This window comes from Caloramator sp., assembly GCF_020054765.1.
Taxonomy (GTDB): Bacteria; Bacillota; Clostridia; order Clostridiales; family Caloramatoraceae; genus Thermobrachium; species Thermobrachium proteoclasticum.
Genome location: NZ_JAIHAO010000010.1, coordinates 1 through 20139 on the forward strand (window position 1 = coordinate 1; position 20139 = coordinate 20139).

Consider the following 20139-nt stretch of genomic DNA (forward strand, 5'->3'; position numbering starts at 1 on the left):
TAATCACTCCAATCGCTATGGAAGAAGGATTAAGATTCGCTATCCGTGAAGGTGGAAGAACTGTAGGTGCTGGTGTTGTTGCTAAGATTTTTGAATAATTAAAATTAGGGCGACGTTAAGTCGCCTTAAATTATGAAGAAAATACTAATAAGAAAATAAAATAAAGGTATTGTCAAATCATAAATTATATTGTAAAATATAAGAGTTGTGAAGAGTCAAGCTGCGATGACGCAAGAGGTTGCCGGAAACGGGGAATTCTTGCCGAGTATGTCCAGATCTTGAATCGGGCGACGAGGTTATGTGTCAATTTACGGGAAAAATCAAGAAACACCCGGTATAGTGTACACAATGACCATTGTCGTGCGTAGAAAAATCAAAGCGTGCGATGAAAAGGAGGGTAAGATTATGGCAAAGCAAAAAATAAGAATCAAATTAAAGGCATTTGATCACAATCTATTAGATGCATCAGCTCAAAAGATAGTTGAAACTGCAAAGAAGACTGGAGCACAAGTTTCAGGTCCAGTACCACTACCAACTGAAAAGGATGTAGTAACAATCCTAAGAGCAGTACACAAGTACAAGGATTCAAGAGAACAATTCGAAATAAGAACTCATAAGAGACTAATTGATATCACAAACCCAACTCAAAAGACAGTTGATTCACTTATGAGACTTGACCTGCCAGCAGGTGTTGATATCGAAATAAAGCTATAATATGAACTATTATGAATGCATTTGCATTCCGCTGATAAGTTTAGGAGGTGTAGAGGATGAAAAAAGCAATATTAGGTAGAAAGCTTGGAATGACTCAAATATTTGATGAGAACGGAAGAGTAATTCCTGTTACAGTAATAAAGGCTGGTCCATGTTTTGTTGTTCAAAAGAAGACTGTGGATACAGACGGATACAATTCAATTCAAGTTGGTTTCGAAGAAATAAGAGAAAAGCTTGTTAATAAGCCAATGAAGGGACACTTTGAAAAGGCAAATCTTAAGCCACTAAGATTTGTTAAGGAATTTAGATTAGAAGATGTTTCAGCATACGAAGTAGGAAGCGAGATCAAAGCTGACGTATTCGCGGCTGGAGATAAGGTTGATGTTACAGGAACATCAAAGGGTAAAGGATTCCAAGGTGTTATAAAGAGATGGAATGCTAACAGAGGACCAATGAGCCACGGTTCAAAGTATCATAGAGCGGTAGGTTCAATGGGTGCTTCATCAGACCCATCAAGAACATTTAAAGGAAAGAAAATGCCTGGACATATGGGTGCAAGAAAATCAACTATGCTAAACCTACAAGTTGTTAAGGTTGATGCAGAAAGAAACCTAATTCTTGTTAAGGGTGCAGTACCAGGACCAAAGAAGGGTCTAGTAATTATAAGAGATTCAGTTAAGGCTTGATTCTAAAGGAAAGGAGGAATAACGATGCCTAAGGTAGATTTATACAATATGAACGCTGAGAAGGTTGGAGAAATCGAACTTTCAGATGCAGTATTTGGAGTTGAAATAAATCCATATGTTATGCATCAAGTTGTAAAAATGCAACTTGCAAATAAGAGACAAGGAACACAATCAGCATTAACAAGAGCAGAAGTTTCTGGTGGTGGAATAAAGCCATGGAGACAAAAGGGAACAGGTAGAGCAAGACAAGGTTCTATAAGAGCTCCACAATGGACACATGGTGGTATTGTATTTGCTCCAAAACCAAGAGATTATAGCTTTACAGTTCCAAAGAAGGTGAAGAGACTTGCATTAAAGTCAGCTCTTTCATCAAAGGTTGTTGACAACAACATAATAGTTCTTGATGAACTTAAGTTAGATGTTCCAAAGACAAAGACAATAGTTGAAATGCTAAAGAAGTTCGATGCTAAGAAGACTTTAATAGTTGTTAAGGAATCAGATGAAGTTATTTACAAGTCAGTTAGAAATATAGAAAATGCACATGTTATACCAGTAAACAACATAAATGTTTACGACCTATTAAAGTATGAGAAGCTAATAATAACTAAGGATGCCGCTTCTAAAGTGGAGGAGGTGTATGCATAATGAAGCTAACAAGCTATGATATAATTAGAAGACCAGTAATAACTGAAAAGACAATGGCTCAAATGGCAAACAGACAATACACCTTCATGGTACATGTAGATGCAAACAAGTCAATGATAAAGAGAGCAGTAGAAGAAGTTTTTGGAGTTAAGGTTGAAGATGTAAAGACTCAAAACTACGAAGGTAAGACAAAGAGAGTAGGAATGAATGTTGGTAAGAGACCAAGCTTCAAAAAAGCAATAGTTAAGCTTACTGCAGATAGCAAAGCAATTGAATTCTTTGAAGGATTTAATGCGTAATTGATATAGATACTTTGGCGCTATTGGCAGGATTGCCAGATAAGCTGTAAAGGAGGGTTAGCAATGGGAATTAAAAAGTTTAAGCCAACTACGCCTGGTAGAAGAAATATGACTGGGCTTTCATTTGAAGAAATAACAAAAAAAGAACCTGAAAAGTCATTGGTTATAACACTTAAGAAACATTCAGGAAGAAACAGCTACGGAAGAATAACTGTACGTCACAGAGGTGGCGGATACAAGATAAAGTACAGAATAATAGACTTCAAGAGAGATAAGGATGGTATTCCAGCGAAGGTAACTGCTATAGAATATGATCCAAACAGAACAGCTAACATAGCACTTCTTACTTATGCAGATGGAGAAAAGAGATATATACTTGCTCCAAATGGTCTGCAAGTAGGCGATACAGTAATGTCAGGTGAAAATGCTGACATTAAAGTAGGAAATGCTCTAAAGCTTAAGGACATTCCAGTGGGTACAATGATACACAACATAGAATTAAATCCAGGAAAAGGTGGTCAATTAGTAAGAGCAGCTGGGGCAGCAGCTCAGCTAATGGCTAAGGAAGGTAAGTATGGTCAAGTAAGACTACCATCTGGAGAAGTTAGATTAGTAAGACTTGAATGCAAAGCTACAATCGGTGTAGTAGGAAATGCAGAACATGAACTTGTTATAATAGGTAAAGCAGGTAGAAAGAGACATATGGGTATCAGACCTACAGTTAGAGGTTCTGTTATGAACCCAGTTGACCACCCACACGGTGGTGGTGAAGGTAAGTCACCAATAGGACGTCCATCACCTGTTACTCCATGGGGTAAACCAACTCTTGGATATAAGACAAGAAAGCATAAGAAGTATTCAGATAAATTAATAGTAAAGAGAAGAAAGTAATATAAGGGGCAGGGCTAAGCTCTGCTTCCTAATGTTAACTTATGCGAAGGGAGGCACGAATTAATATGGGTAGATCATTAAAAAAAGGTCCATTTGTTGAAGAAAGACTTTTCAAAAGAATACTTGAAATGAACAAAAGCGGTGAAAAGAAGGTAATAAAGACTTGGTCAAGGAGTTCAACAATATTCCCACAAATGGTTGGGCATACTATAGCTGTATATGATGGAAGAAAGCACGTTCCAGTATATATTACAGAAGATATGGTAGGACATAAGCTTGGGGAATTTGCACCAACAAGAACTTACAGAGGCCATGATGACACAGAAAAGAAATCAAAAGTTAGATAATGAAGGGAGGGCGCATTCATGGAAGCAAGAGCACATGCAAGATATATAAGAATGTCTCCAAGAAAAATAAAGGTTGTTCTTGACCTAATAAGAGGCAAGAAGGTTAATGAGGCTTTAGCAATACTAAAGCATACTCCAAGGGCAGCAGCACCTGTTGTAGAAAAGCTACTTAAGTCAGCTATAGCAAACGCTGAAAACAATCACAATATGGATATAAACAAGTTATTTGTTGCAGAAACATATGCAAACCAAGGACCAACACTAAAGAGATTTAGACCAAGAGCTCAAGGAAGAGCTTACAGAATAAGAAAAAGAACAAGCCATATAACTATGGTATTAAAAGAAAGAGCATAAAGCATAACCAGAAGGAGGGTTAATAGTGGGACAAAAAGTAAATCCACATGGATTAAGAGTTGGAGTTATTAAAGACTGGGATGCTAAATGGTATGCAAATGATAAGGATTTTGCAGACTTACTAATAGAAGATAACAAGATAAGAGAATTTATAAAGAATAAGCTATATGCTGCAGGAATTTCAAAGGTTGTTATCGAAAGAAAGGCAAACAAGTCAATTAAAATTAACATTCACACTTCTAAGCCTGGTATAGTAATCGGAAAAGGCGGTCAAGGTGTAGAAGAGTTAAAGAATGAAATAGCTAAGATGACTGGAAAGAATATTCTTATAAACATAGTTGAAATAAAGAATCCAGAAATAGATGCACAACTTGTTGCAGAAAATATAGCTGCTCAAATAGAAAAGAGAGTTTCATTCAGAAGAGCAATGAAGCAAGCTATATCAAGAGCAATGAAGTTCAATATAAAGGGTATAAAGACTGCTGTTTCAGGAAGACTTGGCGGAGCTGAAATGGCAAGAACAGAAAGATACCATGAAGGAACTATTCCACTACAAACTTTAAGAGCAGATATTGACTACGGATTTGCAGAAGCTCATACAACTTACGGAAAAATAGGTGTTAAGGTTTGGATATATAAGGGAGAAGTTCTTGGAAAGAAAAAGGAAGTTATCGAAACTGAAGAAGCTGCTAACAACTAATGTAACGGGAAGGAGGAAAATACCATGTTAATGCCTAAGAGAGTTAAGCATCGTAAGGTGCAACGCGGAAGAATAAAAGGAAAGGCTACAAGAGGTAACTTTATAGCATACGGAGATTATGCTATAATGGCAACAGAAGCGGGATGGATAACAAGCAATCAAATAGAAGCTGCCAGAATAGCAATAAACAGATACGTAAGAAGAGGCGGAAAGCTTTGGATAAAGATATTCCCAGATAAGCCAATAACAAAGAAACCAGCTGAAACTCGTATGGGTTCAGGTAAGGGTTCACCAGAATACTGGGTAGCAGTAGTTAAGCCAGGTAGAGTTCTATTCGAATTATCAGGGGTTGCAGAAGAAGTTGCAAGAGAAGCAATGAGACTTGCTTCACACAAGCTTCCTGTAAAAACTAAGTTTGTTACAAGAAGAGACTTCGAGATGGGTGGTGAAGTAAATGAAGGCTAATGAATTAAAGGCACTACGTGAAAGTAATCTTCAAGAATTAAATAAAAAGGTTATGGATTTAAAAGCTGAACTTTTCAATTTAAGATTCCAACTTGCCACAGGACAGCTTGAAAATCCAATGAGAATAAGAGAAGTTAAGAAGTCAATCGCACAACTTAAGACAATAATAAGAGAGAAAGAACTATTAGAAGCAAATAAATAATGAAGGGAGGTACTTCCTGTGGAAAGAGGACTAAGAAAGGTTAGAATAGGTAAAGTTGTATCTGATAAGATGCAAAAGACAATAGTAGTTGCTGTTGAAGATAAAGTACGTCACCCATTATACGGAAAGACTGTTAATAGAACAAAGAAATTCAAGGCACACGATGAAAACAATGAAGCTAAAATCGGTGATATCGTAAAGATAATGGAAACAAGACCATTAAGCAAGGATAAGAGATGGAGACTTGTTGAAATAGTTGAAAGAGCAAAATAATTGGTTGTGAAAGGAGGGCTTTTATATGATTCAGCAACAAACCATACTAAAGGTTGCAGACAACTCTGGCGCTAAGGAAATTATGTGTATCAGAGTATTAGGTGGTTCAAAGAGAAAGTATGGAAATATAGGAGATATAATAGTTGCTAGCGTTAAAAGTGCAACACCCGGAGGTGTTGTTAAAAAGGGAGACGTTGTTAAGGCAGTTATCGTTAGATCAGTAAAAGGAACAAGAAGACCAGATGGTTCATATATAAGATTTGATGAAAACGCAGCTGTTATAATAAAGGATGACAAAACACCAAGAGGAACAAGAATTTTTGGACCAGTTGCAAGGGAATTAAGAGATAAGGAATTTACAAAGATACTATCACTTGCACCAGAAGTTCTATAATGCAAGGAGGTGGCTGAAGTGACAATGCCTAAGGTACATGTAAAAAGAGGAGACACAGTTGTTGTAATAGCAGGTAAGGATAAGGGTAAGGTAGGAGAAGTTCTAAAGGTTCTACCAAAGAAGAATAGAGTAATAGTTAAAGGTGTTAACATGATTTCAAAGCATGTTAAGCCAAGTATGGCAAATAGAGAAGGCGGAATAATAAAGACAGAAGGAACAATACATGCATCAAATGTTATGCTTTACTGCACAAAGTGCAATAAGGCAACAAGAGTAGCATACAAGTTCTTAGAAGACGGAACAAAGGTAAGAGTATGCAAGAAGTGCAATGAGACTTTCTAATCCTGAAAGGAGGTACACTAGATGATTCCAAGACTTAAGGAAAAGTATGAGAAAGAAGTGGTACCAGCATTACGCGAAAAGTTTGGATACAAGAGCATAATGGAAGTACCAAAAATAGAAAAAATCGTTATCAATATGGGTGTTGGTGACGCTAAGGATAATTCAAAACTATTAGATGCGGCTGTAAATGATTTAACTCTTATAACAGGACAAAAGGCTGTTGTTACAAGAGCAAAGAAATCAATAGCTAACTTCAAGTTAAGACAAGGAATGCCAATAGGATGTAAGGTAACTTTAAGAGGAGCAAAGATGTATGAATTCGCAGATAAGCTATTCAACGTTGCTCTTCCAAGAGTTAGAGACTTCAAGGGAGTTTCAAACAAGGCATTCGATGGTAGAGGAAACTACACATTAGGAGTTAAGGAACAATTAATATTCCCAGAAATAGAATATGATAAGGTAGAAAAGCTAAGAGGAATGGATATCGTGTTTGTAACTACTGCAAAGACTGACGAAGAAGCAAGAGAATTACTAAGACTTCTTGGAATGCCATTCGCTCAATAATAAAGGAGGGAAAACTGTGGCACGTAAAGCATTAGTTGAAAAGTGGAAGAGAGAACCTAAGTTCTCAACTAGAGCATATACAAGATGTAGAATATGTGGTAGACCACACGCAGTTCTTAGAAAGTACGGAATATGCAGAATTTGCTTTAGAGAATTAGCTTATAAGGGACAAATTCCAGGTTGTAAGAAGGCAAGCTGGTAATGATAAATGAAAGGAGGCAGAAAATATGGTAATGACTGATCCAATTGCAGATATGCTAACTCGTATAAGAAACGCTAATATAGCAAGGAAAGACTTTGTTGAATTTCCTGCTTCAAAGATAAAGAAGGCGATAGCCCAAATAATGTTAGAAGAAGGTTATATAGCTAACCTTGAAGAATATATGGACGGGTCAGTTCCAATGTTAAGAGTAACTCTTAAGTATGGACAAAACAGAGAAAGAGTTATAACTGGTGTTAGAAGAATATCAAAGCCAGGTCTTAGAGTTTATGCTCAAAAGGACAATATACCAAAGGTGCTTGGAGGATTAGGAACAGCTATTCTTTCAACATCAAAGGGAATAGTAACTGATAAGGTTGCAAGAAAAGAAGGAGTAGGCGGAGAAGTTATCTGTTATATATGGTAATATAAACGAATGGAGGTGCAGTCATGTCAAGAATAGGAAGATTACCTATTGCTGTTCCTCAAGGAGTAACTGTTACAGTTGATGCAAACAATCTTGTAACAGTTAAAGGTCCAAAAGGAACTCTAACAAGGCAATTTAGCAAATTAATGAATATAAATGTTGAAGACGGAAAAGTTGTAGTAACAAGACCAAACGATGAAAAGAAGTCAAGAGAATTACACGGCTTAACAAGAACACTAATCAACAATATGATAGTTGGTGTTACTCAAGGATACCAAAAGGCACTTGAACTTGTAGGTGTAGGTTACAAGGTTCAAAAGCAAGGAAAGAAGCTTGTAATTAACGTTGGATACTCACATCCAGTTGAAATAGAACCAGTAGAAGGAATTGAATTTGATGTACCAGCAGCTACACAAATAGTTGTTAAGGGTATAGATAAGGAAGTTGTTGGTCAAGTAGCTGCAAGAATAAGAAGCGTAAGAGAACCAGAACCATACAAAGGAAAGGGAATCAAGTACGCTGACGAAGTAATTAGGCGTAAGGAAGGTAAGACAGGTAAGAAATAATAGAAGGGAGTGAGCTAAATGTTAAATAAGCCATCCAGAAGCGAACAAAGGGAAAAGAGACACCTAAGAGTTCGTAAGAAGGTTTATGGTACTGCAGAAAGACCAAGATTAAATGTATATAGAAGTGAAAAGCATATATATGCACAAATTATAAATGATGAAATGGGAGTAACACTTGTTGCAGCTTCATCATTAGACAAAGAACTAAAAGGAAAGCTTGAGTGCGGAAGCAACAAAGAAGCAGCAAGAGTAGTAGGTGAACTTGTTGCAAAGAGAGCATTAGAAAAGGGAATTAAGAAGGTTGTATTTGACAGAGGCGGATATATATATCATGGTAGAGTTAAGGAACTTGCAGAAGCTGCAAGAGAAGCAGGCCTTGACTTCTAATTGAGAAGGAGGGAAATAGATGAGAATCGATCCTAGCAAGTTAAACCTTAAAGAAAAGGTTGTATATATAAACAGAGTTACTAAGGTTGTTAAGGGTGGTAGAAACTTCAGATTCAGTGCTCTTGTAGTTGTAGGAGACGAAAACGGCCATGTTGGTGTAGGAATCGGTAAGGCTGTTGAAGTTCCAGAAGCTATAAGAAAGGGAATTGAAGATGCTAAGAAGAACTTAATAAAAGTTTCATTAACTGGAACTACAGTACCACACGACGTAGTTGGTGAATTTGGTGCTTCAAGCGTACTTATAATGCCTGCAAATGAAGGTACAGGAGTTATCGCAGGTGGTCCTGTACGTGCAGTGCTTGAGCTTGCTGGAATTAAGGACGTTAGGGCTAAGTCTCTAGGTTCAAATAATCCAAGAAATATGGTTAATGCAACAATAAACGGACTTTCCAAGCTAAGAACACCAGAACAAATAGCAAAGCTTAGAGGAAAGACTGTTGAAGAGATATTAGGATAAGAGGGGGGATTTACATGGCAAAGTTAAAAGTAACATTAGTAAAAAGCACAATAGGAAAAAAACCTGACCATGTAGCTACTGTTAAAGCCCTCGGTTTAAGAAAAATAGGTCATACAGTTGAGCATCAAGATACTCCTGCAATCAGGGGAATGATTAATAAAGTAAATTACATGTTAAAAGTTGAAGAAATGTAATGAGGGAGGTGCTAAAATGAAGCTACATGAACTAAGACCAGCTCCCGGTTCAACAAAGGAGCCTAAGAGAAAGGGTAGAGGTACAGCTACAGGACAAGGTAAGACAGCTGGTAGAGGACAAAAGGGCCAAACTTCAAGATCAGGTGGTGGAGTAAGACCAGGTTTTGAAGGAGGTCAAATGCCACTACACAGAAGACTACCAAAGAGAGGATTTACAAACATATTTGCTAAGGAATATACAGAAGTTAATATAGAAGTTCTAAATAAATTTGAAAACGGAACAGAAGTAACACCAGAACTTTTAAAGGAAGCTAAAATCGTTAAGAATGTGAGAGACGGTATAAAGATACTTGGCGAAGGAACTTTAACAAAGAGCTTAACTGTAAAGGCTCATAAGTTCACAAAGTCAGCTATAGAAAAAATAGAAGCTGCCGGAGGAAAAGTTGAGGTGATTTAATTATGTTTAAGACCTTACGTAATGCTTGGGGGGTACCAGAATTAAGAAAGAAACTACTTACAACTCTGTTCTTGCTATTAGTTTTCAGGGCAGGAGTATTTATTCCTGTTCCTGGAGTTAGAACAGACGTTGTTAAGCAAATGGTAGAGGGTGGTCTGTTTCTGGGTTTCCTCGATATAATATCAGGTGGAGCTTTTAAAGATTTTAGTATTTTCGCATTAGGTGTAGTTCCTTACATCAATGCATCCATTGTATTTAGCTTGTTAACAATTGCAATTCCAAGCCTTGAACAGCTTTCAAAGGAAGGCGAAGAAGGAAGAAAGAAGATTGCAGAATACACAAGATATGCAGCTTTAATATTTGCTGCAATACAAGGTTTAAGTATAAGCCTGTATCTAAGAAACAATGGTGCACTTGCACAAGAGGGATGGACACAAATTTTAATTATAATAATAACATTAATAACTGGAACAATATTTTTAATGTGGTTAGGTGAAAAAATCACTGAATATGGTTTAGGAAATGGAACATCACTTATAATATTCTCCGGTATATTAGCAAGAATACCAGCTATGATTGCACAATTAACTATATTGGTTAAGGGTCAATCAGTTAACATTATACAAGTTGTTTTATTCATAGTATTTGCACTTGCATTAGTTGCCGGTGTTGTTACTATGGATTTAGCAGAAAGAAGAATACCAGTTCAATATGCACAAAGAAAAGTTGGAATGCGTATGTATGGTGCACAAAGCACACATATTCCAATAAACGTTAACTCTGCTGGTGTTATTGCTATAATATTTGCTATGTCAGTAATGCAATTTCCATTATTAATATCACAATTAACACTGCCACCAACTAATAAATTTAGAATGTTATTTGAAGCAGGATGGCTAAGTCCAAAGTATCCAATATATCCAATAATATATGTAATACTTATAGTTTTCTTTACTTGGTTCTATACAACAGTTACATTTAAACCAGATGAAGTAGCACAAAATTTACAAAAGAGTGGTGGATTTATACCTGGACTTAGACCTGGTAAACCAACTGAAGAGTTCTTAACAAGAGTTATTAATAGAATGACAATCATCGGTGGAATATTTGCTTCAATCGTAGCAGTAACTCCAATAATACTAAGTCAAGTAAGCAATCTTGGACAGTTACAATTTGGTGGTACTGCATTACTTATCGTAGTTGGTGTTGCATTAGAAATAGATAAACAATTAAAGGCAAATTTAGTAATGAGACACTACGAAGGTTTCTTGAAATAGAGTAAATGGAGTTGATTTAGATGAAAATAGTGCTTCTTGGACCACCTGGGGCGGGAAAAGGAACACAAGCAAAATTGATAGTTCAAAAATATAATATTCCTCATATATCAACAGGTGATATATTCAGAAAGAACATTAAAGAAATGACGCCTCTGGGCATTAAGGCCAAGGAATACATTGATAAAGGACAATTAGTTCCAGATGAGCTAACTGTTGAAATAGTGAAGGATAGAATTAAAGAAGACGATTGCAAAAACGGTTTTCTTTTAGATGGTTTTCCAAGAACAGTAGCTCAGGCGGATGCACTAAATGATGTGTTAGCAGATTTAGGAACTAAACTTGATTATGTTATAAATATCAAGGTAGATGAGAATAATTTAATAGAAAGATTGTCTGGTAGAAGAGTATGCCCAAAGTGTGGTGCAAGCTTCCACGTGGTATTTAATCCTCCAAAGGTTGAAGGAGTATGTGATTATTGTGGAGCAGAAGTTGTACAGAGGGCAGATGACTCAGAAGAAACAGTTAAGAATAGACTATCAGTTTACAATAAACAAACTCAGCCATTGATAGATTATTATACGAAGAATGGTTTAATAAAAAATATTAATGGTGAACAGGATATAAATGATGTATTTGAAGAAATATGTAATGTTTTAGGGAGCGACAAAAAATGATTTATTTAAAATCTGATCAAGAAATTGAAATAATGCGAAAAGCAGGGCAGATAGTCGCTGAGACTCTTCTAATTTTAGAAGAGGCAATAAAACCTGGTATCACCACAAAAGAACTTGATAAAATAGCAGAAGAATATATAATAAGCTGTGGAGCCCGTCCTTCATTTAAGGGTTACCACGGGTTCCCAGCAACAATCTGTGCTTCAGTTAATGAAGAAGTAGTACATGGAATTCCGGGAGAGCGAGTACTGAAGGAAGGCGATATAATAAGTGTTGACTGCGGTGCTTTTTATAAAGGTTTTCATGGTGATGCAGCAAGGACCTTCCCAGTAGGTAAGGTAACTCCCGAAGCCCAAAGACTAATCGATGTTACCAGGGAAAGTTTTTTTGAGGGAATAAAATATGCAAAGGTTGGCAACAGATTAGGAGATATATCAGCAGCTATCCAGGAATATGTGGAAAAAAACAATTTTTCTGTAGTACGTGACTATGTAGGGCACGGTATAGGACGTGAGATGCACGAACAACCATCAGTTCCTAACTATGGCAAAAGCGGAAGAGGAATGAGATTGAATAAGGGACTTGTTCTTGCGATAGAACCTATGGTTAATATGGGAACCTTCGCAGTTAAGGAATTAGATGATGGTTGGACAGTAGTTACTTACGATGGAAAGCTGTCTGCACATTATGAAAACACTGTTGCTATACTTGATAACGGTCCTGAGATTCTAACTTTGAAAAAATAGAGGTGGAATGTATGGATAACATTGCCCTGGGACAAATAGTTCATTCAAGAGCAGGTAGAGATAAGGGTAGATACTTTATAGTAGTAGGAATTATAGATGAAAACTATGTTCTTCTTGCAGATGGAGATTTAAGAAAGATTGAATCGCCAAAGAAAAAGAAGATTAAGCATCTTGTTTTTCACGATAAATTTGCAGTAGACATAGTTGAAAAAATTAAAACAAATCAACGCATCACCAATGCAGACCTTAAAAAAACTTTGCAGTCAATGGGTTTATTATAAGGAGGTTAGATTAGCCTATGGCAAAAGAGGATGTAATTGAATTGCAAGGTACTGTTGTGGAAGCATTACCTAATGCAATGTTCCAAGTGGAGTTAGAAAACGGCCACAAAATACTCGCTCATATATCAGGTAAATTAAGAATGAATTTTATAAGAATACTTCCAGGTGATAAGGTAACAGTTGAAGTTTCACCTTATGACTTAACTCGTGGTAGAATTATATGGAGAGGAAAGTAAGGAGGGATAGCCAATGAAGGTTAGACCATCAGTTAAGCCAATTTGCGAAAAGTGCAAAATAATAAGAAGACATGGTAGAGTTATGGTTATATGCGAAAACCCAAAGCATAAGCAAAAGCAAGGTTAATTTTGCGCGGCTGCACTGAAGGCTAAATCGCTTCGGTGATTTATATATTAATGTATTAGTGGTTTAAAGTAAAATACAGGAGGTGTAAAAACTCAATGGCAAGAATAGCTGGTGTAGATTTACCAAGAGAGAAGAGAGTAGAAATAGCACTAACATACATCTATGGTATAGGTAGACCAAGTGCTAACAAGATTCTTGAAGCTACAGGAGTAAATCCAGATACAAGAGTTAAGGATTTATCAGAACAAGACGTTAACAAACTAAGAGAATATATAGATAAGAACTTTATTGTTGAAGGTGACCTAAGAAGAGAAGTTGCTCTTAACATAAAGAGACTAATGGAAATAGGTTGCTATAGAGGACTAAGACATAGAAGAGGATTACCAGTAAGGGGTCAAAGAACTAAGACAAATGCAAGAACAAGAAAAGGCCCAAGAAGAACAATTGCAAATAAGAAGAAAGCAGGAAAGTAATAAAGGAGGGACAGTGAATGGCGGCTCAAGCAAAGGCTAAGAAGGTTAGAAGAAAAAGAGAGCGTAAGCATGTTGACCGTGGAGCGGCACACATCAAGTCAACATTTAATAATACAATTGTAACTATAACAGATACAGCAGGAAATGCTATTTCTTGGTCAAGTGCTGGTGCACTTGGATTTAGAGGTTCAAGAAAGAGCACTCCATTTGCAGCACAAATGGCAGCAGAAACAGCTGCAAAGACTGCTATAGAACATGGTATGAAATCAGTTGAAGTCTATGTTAAGGGACCTGGATCAGGAAGAGAAGCTGCTATAAGAGCTCTTCAAGCAGCTGGACTTGAAGTTAGCCTAATAAAGGATGTAACTCCAATTCCACACAACGGTTGTAGACCACCTAAGAGAAGAAGAGTTTGATGATTGGAGGTGTAAAGAATGGCAAGATATTCAGGACCATCATGTAAATTATGTAGAAGAGAAGGAGTTAAGCTATATCTTAAGGGAGATAGATGCTACTCAGATAAGTGTGCATTAGCAAGAAGACCATACGCACCAGGACAACACGGACACAGCAAGAAGAAGCTAACTAACTATGGTGTTCAATTAAGAGAAAAGCAAAAGGCAAAGAGAATATACGGAGTACTTGAATCACAATTCAGAAAGTACTACGAAGAAGCTGATAGATTAAAGGGAATCACTGGTGAAAACCTACTAAGACTTCTTGAACTAAGACTTGACAACGTAATCTTTAGACTTGGATTTGCAAGCTCAAGAGCAGAAGCAAGACAATTAGTAAGACACGGACACTTTACTGTAAATGGTAAAAAGGTTAATATACCATCATACCAAGTTAGAGTAAATGATGAAATAGCTGTAAGAGAAAAGAGCAGATCAAGCGAAAAGATAAAGGCTCTAATGCAAGTTGAAACTAATGTTCCAAAGTGGTTAACTGTTGATAAGGAAAATATGGTAGGTAGAGTAGTATCACTTCCACAAAGAGAGGACATTGATATACCAGTTAATGAAACATTAATAGTTGAGCTTTACAGCAAGTAATTTAGTGTAGAATTATTTGCCCTCGCAAGTTAATACTTCTAAATAAAGGAGGGTTAAATTAATGTTAGAAATAGAAAGACCAAGAGTTGAATGTGTTGAAAAATCTGAAGATGGTTCATATGCAAAATTTGTAATTGAACCACTTGAAAGAGGATACGGAACAACTTTAGGTAACGCTATGAGAAGAATCCTGCTGTCATCATTACCAGGTGCAGCAGTAACTTTTGTTAAAATAGATGGTGTTTTACACGAGTTCTCAACTATACCTGGTGTTAAAGAAGATGTAGTTGAGTTAATACTTAACCTAAAGAGTTTAGCTATAAAAATGGATGGCGAAGGAACAAGAACTGGTGTAATCGATGTAAAGGGGCCAGCTATAGTTACAGGTGCGGATATAAAGGTTGATGGAGATGTTGAAATAATAAATTCTGATCACGTGCTTGCAACAGTAAGTGAGAGCGGAAGACTATATGCTGAAGTAACTATCGGTAAAGGTAGAGGTTATGTTTCAGCAGATAAAAATAAGCATCCAGGTCAACAAATAGGATTAATTCCAATAGATTCAATATACACACCTGTTAAGAGAGTTAACTATACTGTTGAAAATACACGTGTTGGACAAATAACAGACTATGATAAGTTAACTCTTGAATTATGGACTAACGGAACAATTAAACCAGAAGAAGCAGTAAGTTTATCAGCAAAGATATTAATAGAACACTTTAAACTATTCCTTTCACTAACAGACTTAGCTGATAAAGTAGAGATAATGGTTGAAAAGGAAGAAGAAAAGAAGGATAAAGTTCTTGAAATGACAATTGAAGAGCTTGATTTATCAGTAAGATCATACAACTGCTTAAAGAGAGCTGGAATTAATACAGTTCAAGAACTGATTAATAAAACAGAAGACGATATGATGAAGGTAAGAAACCTTGGTAAGAAATCATTAGAAGAAGTTCAACAAAAGCTTGAAGCACTTGGACTTAGCTTGAAAAAGAGCGAAGAATAGGAGGGATTTTCAGTGGCAGGATATCGTAAGCTAGGACGTCCAACTGACCAAAGAAAAGCTATGTTAAGAAATCTTGTAACAAGCTTTTTTAAGTCAGAGGACGGTAGAATAATAACAACTGAAGCAAGAGCTAAAGAAGTAAGAAGTCTTGCTGAAAAGATGATAACTCTTGCAAAAAGAGGAGATCTACACGCAAGAAGACAAGTTCTTGCTTTCATAACTGAAGAAGAAGTAGTTGCTAAGTTATTCTCAGAAGTTGCACCAAAGTACGCTGAAAGAAACGGTGGATACACAAGAATCATTAAGATGGGTCCAAGAAGAGGCGACGCAGCAGAAATGGTTATACTTGAATTAGTGTAATAAAAAAGAGGGATTAAGTTAAGTATATTAATACTTAATCCCTTTCTATATTAAGTTTAGAAGGTGCCTGAGATGGAAAATATGGTTGAAATTAATAATGTTTTTTATGGATATAAAAAACACGACCAAGCAGAAGAGTTTTTGGCACTAAGGGGTGTCAATTTAAAGGTAAAAAAAGGTGAGTTTCTTGTAATAATTGGGCATAATGGTTCGGGAAAATCTACTCTTTCAAAGCACATAAATGCAATCTATCTTCCCAAAGAAGGAGAAGTAATAATTGACGGAATGAATACAAAAGATAATGATAAGCTTTGGGATATTAGGCAATCAGCAGGGATGGTATTTCAAAATCCTGATAATCAGATAGTTGCAACAATAGTAGAGGAGGATGTAGCCTTTGGACCTGAAAATATGGGGGTTGAGCCAAATGAAATTAGAAAAAGGGTGGAAAGTGCACTAAAGGCAGTGAGAATGGAAGAATATTCAAAACACGCACCACACCTGCTATCAGGTGGACAAAAACAGAGGGTTGCAATAGCAGGTATATTGGCAATGAAGCCTAAGTGCATTATATTAGATGAACCCACCGCAATGCTTGACCCATCAGGAAGAAAAGAAGTAATTGAAACAATAAAGAAGTTAAATAAAGAAGAAGGAATAACTATTATATTAATTACTCATTTTATGGAAGAGGCTGTTGATGCAGATAGAGTTGTAGTTATGGATGATGGAAAAATTGTTGCAGAGGGAATTCCAAGAGAAGTTTTTTCAAAGGTAGAGCTACTAAAAAAATTAGGATTAGATGTTCCTCAGGTTACGGAGCTTGCCTATGAACTTAAAAAAAGCGGATTGAATATAAGACAGGATATAATAACTATTGATGAGTTGGTGGAGGAGCTATGTCAATTAAGGTAAATAATCTAACATTTAAATATATGGTAGGCACTCCCTTTGAAAAAACAGCTTTAGATAATGTGTCCTTTGAAATAAAAGATGGTGAGTTTATAGGTCTAATAGGTCATACTGGTTCAGGAAAATCAACTCTTATCCAGCATCTAAATGGTCTTCTAAAACCAACATCTGGTGAAATATATATAGATGATGAGTGTATAACGGCTAAGGGTGTTGATTTAAAAAGAATAAGAGAGTTGGTTGGTTTGGTATTTCAATATCCTGAACATCAACTCTTTGAAGAAACTGTTTTTAAAGATGTTTCTTATGGACCTAAAAATTTAGGTTTAGATGAAGAGGAAATAGAAAGAAGAGTAAAATGGGCACTTAATATAGTGGGTATTGATTATGAAAAATATAAGGACGTTTCACCCTTTGATTTAAGTGGTGGACAAAAAAGAAGAATTGCAATTGCAGGTGTACTTGCAATGCAGCCTAAGGTTTTAATATTGGATGAGCCAACAGCAGGACTTGATCCAAAGGGAAGAGATGAGATTTTACAAAACATAAAAAATCTGCATAAGGAATCAAAAATGACTATCATTTTAGTATCCCACAGTATGGATGATGTTGCTGAATTGGCAGATAGATTAATTGTAATGTATAGAGGTAAAAATATTATTCAGGGTACTCCAAAGGAAGTGTTTAGGAATGTTGAAACGTTAGAGTCAATAGGACTTGCTGTACCTCAAGTAAAATATTTAGTACAAAGTCTAAATAAGAAGGGCTTCAATTTAAATGAAGATATTATAACTGTTAAGGAAGCAAAGGATGCTATTTTAAAGGCATTAAGGAGAGAAAAGAAATGATTAAGGACATTACTTTAGGTCAATATCTTCCTGGAGACTCTGTAATTCATAGATTAGATCCGAGAGTTAAAATAATACTTTCAACATTATATGTTGTTAACTTATTCATAATAAATAAATTCATTGGATATATGTATGTAGCTATTTTTACAGCGTTTGTGATATTTTTGGCTAAGATACCCTTTAAATATATAATGAAAAGTTTAAAGCCAATTATATGGTTATTACTTTTTACAGCAGTATTTAATGTATTGTTAACTCCAGGTGAAATAGTTTATGCAAGATTTGGGCCATTTACAATAACAGATAAGGGTATATATCTTGCAGGTTTTATGATAATTAGAATAGTATTTTTAATTGTCGGAACCTCTGTTTTAACCTTGACTACCTCACCAATAGCGTTAACAGATGGCATTGAACTATTATTAAATCCGTTTAAAAGAATAGGTATACCAGCACACGAACTTGCTATGATGATGACAATTGCATTAAGGTTTATTCCAACACTGATAGACGAGACTGATAAAATAATTAAAGCACAAAAGGCAAGAGGTGCTGATTTTGAGTCAGGAAATATTATTAACAGAGCAAAGAACTTAATTCCAATACTTGTACCTTTATTTATAAATTCCTTTAGACGTGCTGATGAACTCGCGTTAGCGATGGAAGCAAGATGCTATAAAGGTGGAGAAGGTAGAACAAGGATGAAACAGTTTAACATAGATAAAAATGACTATATATCTATTGTTGTTATGGTATGTTTTATTATTATCTCTATATTAAGTAGGAGATAAGTATGAAAAATATTAAATTAATTATTGAATATGATGGTACTAACTATGTAGGCTGGCAAAAACAAAAAAATGGGCTTTCGGTTTCAGAAGTTATAGAAAAGGCCATTTATGAGGTAACTAAACAAAACGTTGAATTGATAGGTTCAGGTAGAACAGATGCAGGTGTCCACGCAAGAGGGCAAGTGGCAAATTTTTTGATAGACACTAAAATTCAACCTGAAAGGCTAAAGGACGCAATTAATAGTAAACTCCCAACAGATATTACTATCGTTAAATCTATAGAGGTAGATAGGGAGTTTCATTCAAGATATAACAGTAAAGGAAAATGGTATAGCTATACAATTTTTAACAGATTAGAGCCATCTCCATTTTATAATAAATATTCAGCACATATAAAATATAATCTTGATTTGGATAAGATGAAAAGTGCAGCACAGTATTTAATTGGTACCCACGATTTTGCTGCCTTTAGATCAGAAGGAAGTTCAGTCAAGACAACTGTTAGAACAATATATAGTATAGACATTATAAAAAACGGGGATATAATTCGTTTAGATTTCAAGGGAGATGGATTTCTTTATAATATGGTAAGAATAATAACAGGTACATTAATTGATGTAGGCAGGGGCAAAAAAAGTACTATGGATATTCCAAAAATATTAGAATCAAAGGATAGAAGGTTAGCAGGTTTTACTGCTCCAGCTTGTGGTTTGTGTCTGGAAGAAGTTTATTATTAAATTAAGCTTGACACACCCGGCTCGATGTATTAAAATAAAAAATGGTGTAATTTACGATACTAAGATCCACTGGCCCCGGATCTTTATCGATAGAGAGATTTATTAAGTTAAGGAGGGAAAACGATGAAAACATACATGGCAAAAGCTCAAGAAGTTGAAAGAAAATGGTATGTTGTTGATGCTACTGACAAGACATTAGGAAGACTTGCAAGCCAAATAGCTACAATATTAAGAGGAAAGCATAAGGCAATCTATACTCCAAACGTAGATACTGGTGACTTTGTAATAGTTATAAACGCTGATAAAGTTGCTTTAACTGGTAAGAAGTTAGATCAAAAGCTTTACAGACATCACTCACTATATCCAGGTGGATTAAAGGAAATCCCATACAGAAGATTATTAGAAACTAAGCCAGAATTAGCAATAGAAGAAGCAGTTAGAAGAATGTTACCAAAGGGACCATTAGGAAGAAAGATGGCAAAGAAGCTTAAGGTATACAGAGGTGCAGAACATAATCACCACGCTCAAAAGCCAGAAGTACTTGAATTAAAGTATTAATGTGGTGTGAAGGGAGGAAGGAAAGATGGCAAAGGTTCAATACTTTGGAACAGGTAGAAGAAAGACTTCAATAGCAAGAGTAAGATTAGTTCCAGGAGAAGGAAACATCGTTATAAATAAAAGAGATATAGACAACTACTTTGGTCTTGAAACTCTTAAGGTTATAGTTAAGCAACCACTTGTTCTAACTGGAACAATTGATAAGTACGATGTACTTGTAAATGTTCACGGTGGTGGATTTACAGGTCAAGCAGGTGCTATAAGACACGGTATAGCAAGAGCACTTGTTCAAGCTGACGCTGACTTAAGACCAGTACTTAAGAAGGCAGGTTTCCTAACAAGAGACCCAAGAATGGTAGAAAGAAAGAAGTACGGTCTAAAGAAGGCAAGAAGAGCACCACAATTCTCAAAGAGATAATTTGCCGATTA

General features: G+C 35.9%; 38 protein-coding genes and 1 pseudogene. All 39 read left to right on the top strand.

Features of this window, described 5'->3' with window-relative positions:
- Positions 1-98 (top strand): annotated as a pseudogene (locus JG776_RS04950) (elongation factor Tu); the annotation flags it as partial.
- A 307-nt stretch (positions 99-405) separates the two neighbouring features.
- Entirely contained in the window at positions 406-714 is a 309-nt protein-coding gene (gene rpsJ, locus JG776_RS04955; protein ID WP_027309123.1) for a 30S ribosomal protein S10, read from the top strand.
- 56 nt (positions 715-770) lie between these two features.
- Entirely contained in the window at positions 771-1400 is a 630-nt protein-coding gene (gene rplC / locus JG776_RS04960) for a 50S ribosomal protein L3 (protein WP_027309124.1), read from the top strand.
- A 24-nt stretch (positions 1401-1424) separates the two neighbouring features.
- Positions 1425-2045, top strand: coding sequence for a 50S ribosomal protein L4 (gene rplD, locus JG776_RS04965; RefSeq protein WP_291965264.1), 621 nt, complete (start codon positions 1425-1427; stop codon positions 2043-2045).
- Complete coding sequence (gene rplW, locus JG776_RS04970) at positions 2045-2344, top strand: 50S ribosomal protein L23 (protein ID WP_027309126.1); 300 nt, start codon at positions 2045-2047, stop codon at positions 2342-2344. The genes rplD and rplW overlap by 1 nt, the downstream gene beginning before the upstream one ends.
- A 63-nt stretch (positions 2345-2407) precedes the next feature.
- Positions 2408-3235 carry a 50S ribosomal protein L2 gene (gene rplB / locus JG776_RS04975; RefSeq protein ID WP_291965267.1) on the top strand — a complete coding sequence of 276 codons (828 nt, stop codon included), beginning with the start codon at positions 2408-2410 and terminating at the stop codon, positions 3233-3235.
- A gap of 65 nt (positions 3236-3300) precedes the next feature.
- On the top strand, positions 3301-3582 hold the full coding sequence (rpsS, locus tag JG776_RS04980; RefSeq protein ID WP_291965269.1) for a 30S ribosomal protein S19: 282 nt from the start codon (positions 3301-3303) through the stop codon (positions 3580-3582).
- Between the two features lie 18 nt (positions 3583-3600).
- Positions 3601-3936, top strand: a complete 336-nt coding sequence (rplV, locus tag JG776_RS04985) for a 50S ribosomal protein L22 (RefSeq protein WP_291965271.1) — start codon at positions 3601-3603, stop codon at positions 3934-3936.
- 25 nt (positions 3937-3961) lie between these two features.
- Positions 3962-4636: a 30S ribosomal protein S3 gene (rpsC, locus tag JG776_RS04990; RefSeq protein ID WP_291965272.1), complete on the top strand. Its 675-nt coding sequence runs from the start codon at positions 3962-3964 to the stop codon at positions 4634-4636.
- Positions 4637-4660: 24 nt separating this feature from the next.
- Positions 4661-5101 (top strand): 50S ribosomal protein L16, encoded by a 441-nt coding sequence (gene rplP / locus JG776_RS04995; protein WP_291965274.1) that lies wholly within the window; start codon positions 4661-4663, stop codon positions 5099-5101.
- Positions 5091-5303: a 50S ribosomal protein L29 gene (rpmC, locus tag JG776_RS05000; RefSeq protein WP_291965276.1), complete on the top strand. Its 213-nt coding sequence runs from the start codon at positions 5091-5093 to the stop codon at positions 5301-5303. Before rplP ends, rpmC begins: the two co-directional genes overlap by 11 nt.
- An 18-nt stretch (positions 5304-5321) precedes the next feature.
- Positions 5322-5576, top strand: coding sequence for a 30S ribosomal protein S17 (rpsQ, locus tag JG776_RS05005; RefSeq protein ID WP_027309133.1), 255 nt, complete (start codon positions 5322-5324; stop codon positions 5574-5576).
- A 25-nt stretch (positions 5577-5601) separates the two neighbouring features.
- The gene (rplN, locus tag JG776_RS05010) at positions 5602-5970 is read left to right on the top strand and encodes a 50S ribosomal protein L14 (RefSeq protein ID WP_018663705.1); all 369 of its coding nucleotides are present in this window, start codon (positions 5602-5604) and stop codon (positions 5968-5970) included.
- A 24-nt stretch (positions 5971-5994) separates the two neighbouring features.
- Entirely contained in the window at positions 5995-6312 is a 318-nt protein-coding gene (gene rplX, locus JG776_RS05015; protein WP_027309134.1) for a 50S ribosomal protein L24, read from the top strand.
- Positions 6313-6333: 21 nt separating this feature from the next.
- A complete protein-coding gene (rplE, locus tag JG776_RS05020) occupies positions 6334-6876 on the top strand; it encodes a 50S ribosomal protein L5 (RefSeq protein ID WP_051350702.1) in 543 nt (180 codons plus the stop codon).
- Between the two features lie 16 nt (positions 6877-6892).
- Positions 6893-7078, top strand: coding sequence for a type Z 30S ribosomal protein S14 (locus JG776_RS05025; protein ID WP_027309136.1), 186 nt, complete (start codon positions 6893-6895; stop codon positions 7076-7078).
- A gap of 25 nt (positions 7079-7103) precedes the next feature.
- Positions 7104-7502 (top strand): 30S ribosomal protein S8, encoded by a 399-nt coding sequence (gene rpsH / locus JG776_RS05030; RefSeq protein WP_027309137.1) that lies wholly within the window; start codon positions 7104-7106, stop codon positions 7500-7502.
- Between the two features lie 23 nt (positions 7503-7525).
- A complete protein-coding gene (gene rplF / locus JG776_RS05035; protein ID WP_027309138.1) occupies positions 7526-8068 on the top strand; it encodes a 50S ribosomal protein L6 in 543 nt (180 codons plus the stop codon).
- An 18-nt stretch (positions 8069-8086) separates the two neighbouring features.
- Complete coding sequence (gene rplR / locus JG776_RS05040) at positions 8087-8455, top strand: 50S ribosomal protein L18 (protein WP_027309139.1); 369 nt, start codon at positions 8087-8089, stop codon at positions 8453-8455.
- Positions 8456-8474: 19 nt separating this feature from the next.
- Complete coding sequence (rpsE, locus tag JG776_RS05045) at positions 8475-8972, top strand: 30S ribosomal protein S5 (protein ID WP_291965286.1); 498 nt, start codon at positions 8475-8477, stop codon at positions 8970-8972.
- Between the two features lie 14 nt (positions 8973-8986).
- Positions 8987-9166 (top strand): 50S ribosomal protein L30, encoded by a 180-nt coding sequence (gene rpmD / locus JG776_RS05050; protein ID WP_027309141.1) that lies wholly within the window; start codon positions 8987-8989, stop codon positions 9164-9166.
- Between the two features lie 16 nt (positions 9167-9182).
- The gene (gene rplO / locus JG776_RS05055; RefSeq protein WP_027309142.1) at positions 9183-9623 is read left to right on the top strand and encodes a 50S ribosomal protein L15; all 441 of its coding nucleotides are present in this window, start codon (positions 9183-9185) and stop codon (positions 9621-9623) included.
- Positions 9624-9625: 2 nt separating this feature from the next.
- Positions 9626-10900: a preprotein translocase subunit SecY gene (gene secY / locus JG776_RS05060; RefSeq protein ID WP_291965292.1), complete on the top strand. Its 1275-nt coding sequence runs from the start codon at positions 9626-9628 to the stop codon at positions 10898-10900.
- A gap of 20 nt (positions 10901-10920) precedes the next feature.
- Positions 10921-11574 (top strand): adenylate kinase, encoded by a 654-nt coding sequence (locus tag JG776_RS05065; RefSeq protein ID WP_291965294.1) that lies wholly within the window; start codon positions 10921-10923, stop codon positions 11572-11574.
- The gene (gene map, locus JG776_RS05070; protein ID WP_027309145.1) at positions 11571-12320 is read left to right on the top strand and encodes a type I methionyl aminopeptidase; all 750 of its coding nucleotides are present in this window, start codon (positions 11571-11573) and stop codon (positions 12318-12320) included. Before JG776_RS05065 ends, map begins: the two co-directional genes overlap by 4 nt.
- An 11-nt stretch (positions 12321-12331) precedes the next feature.
- On the top strand, positions 12332-12601 hold the full coding sequence (locus JG776_RS05075; RefSeq protein ID WP_027309146.1) for a KOW domain-containing RNA-binding protein: 270 nt from the start codon (positions 12332-12334) through the stop codon (positions 12599-12601).
- A 17-nt stretch (positions 12602-12618) separates the two neighbouring features.
- Positions 12619-12837: a translation initiation factor IF-1 gene (gene infA, locus JG776_RS05080; protein WP_291965297.1), complete on the top strand. Its 219-nt coding sequence runs from the start codon at positions 12619-12621 to the stop codon at positions 12835-12837.
- A gap of 13 nt (positions 12838-12850) precedes the next feature.
- On the top strand, positions 12851-12964 hold the full coding sequence (gene rpmJ / locus JG776_RS05085) for a 50S ribosomal protein L36 (protein ID WP_018663678.1): 114 nt from the start codon (positions 12851-12853) through the stop codon (positions 12962-12964).
- A gap of 95 nt (positions 12965-13059) precedes the next feature.
- Positions 13060-13437, top strand: coding sequence for a 30S ribosomal protein S13 (rpsM, locus tag JG776_RS05090; RefSeq protein ID WP_291965300.1), 378 nt, complete (start codon positions 13060-13062; stop codon positions 13435-13437).
- A gap of 17 nt (positions 13438-13454) precedes the next feature.
- On the top strand, positions 13455-13853 hold the full coding sequence (rpsK, locus tag JG776_RS05095; protein ID WP_291965302.1) for a 30S ribosomal protein S11: 399 nt from the start codon (positions 13455-13457) through the stop codon (positions 13851-13853).
- Positions 13854-13871: 18 nt separating this feature from the next.
- A complete protein-coding gene (rpsD, locus tag JG776_RS05100; RefSeq protein WP_291965304.1) occupies positions 13872-14492 on the top strand; it encodes a 30S ribosomal protein S4 in 621 nt (206 codons plus the stop codon).
- Positions 14493-14553: 61 nt separating this feature from the next.
- Complete coding sequence (locus JG776_RS05105) at positions 14554-15501, top strand: DNA-directed RNA polymerase subunit alpha (protein ID WP_291965306.1); 948 nt, start codon at positions 14554-14556, stop codon at positions 15499-15501.
- A 12-nt stretch (positions 15502-15513) separates the two neighbouring features.
- Positions 15514-15861 (top strand): 50S ribosomal protein L17, encoded by a 348-nt coding sequence (gene rplQ / locus JG776_RS05110; protein ID WP_027309152.1) that lies wholly within the window; start codon positions 15514-15516, stop codon positions 15859-15861.
- Positions 15862-15933: 72 nt separating this feature from the next.
- Positions 15934-16776, top strand: coding sequence for an energy-coupling factor transporter ATPase (locus JG776_RS05115; RefSeq protein WP_291965307.1), 843 nt, complete (start codon positions 15934-15936; stop codon positions 16774-16776).
- Positions 16761-17621 (top strand): energy-coupling factor transporter ATPase, encoded by an 861-nt coding sequence (locus JG776_RS05120; RefSeq protein ID WP_291965308.1) that lies wholly within the window; start codon positions 16761-16763, stop codon positions 17619-17621. The genes JG776_RS05115 and JG776_RS05120 overlap by 16 nt, the downstream gene beginning before the upstream one ends.
- Positions 17618-18415: an energy-coupling factor transporter transmembrane protein EcfT gene (locus tag JG776_RS05125; protein WP_291965310.1), complete on the top strand. Its 798-nt coding sequence runs from the start codon at positions 17618-17620 to the stop codon at positions 18413-18415. The genes JG776_RS05120 and JG776_RS05125 overlap by 4 nt, the downstream gene beginning before the upstream one ends.
- A 2-nt stretch (positions 18416-18417) precedes the next feature.
- A complete protein-coding gene (gene truA / locus JG776_RS05130) occupies positions 18418-19152 on the top strand; it encodes a tRNA pseudouridine(38-40) synthase TruA (RefSeq protein ID WP_291965313.1) in 735 nt (244 codons plus the stop codon).
- A gap of 123 nt (positions 19153-19275) precedes the next feature.
- Positions 19276-19710, top strand: coding sequence for a 50S ribosomal protein L13 (gene rplM / locus JG776_RS05135; protein ID WP_035166393.1), 435 nt, complete (start codon positions 19276-19278; stop codon positions 19708-19710).
- A 25-nt stretch (positions 19711-19735) separates the two neighbouring features.
- On the top strand, positions 19736-20128 hold the full coding sequence (rpsI, locus tag JG776_RS05140) for a 30S ribosomal protein S9 (protein ID WP_291965317.1): 393 nt from the start codon (positions 19736-19738) through the stop codon (positions 20126-20128).
- Positions 20129-20139: the final 11 nt, after the last annotated feature.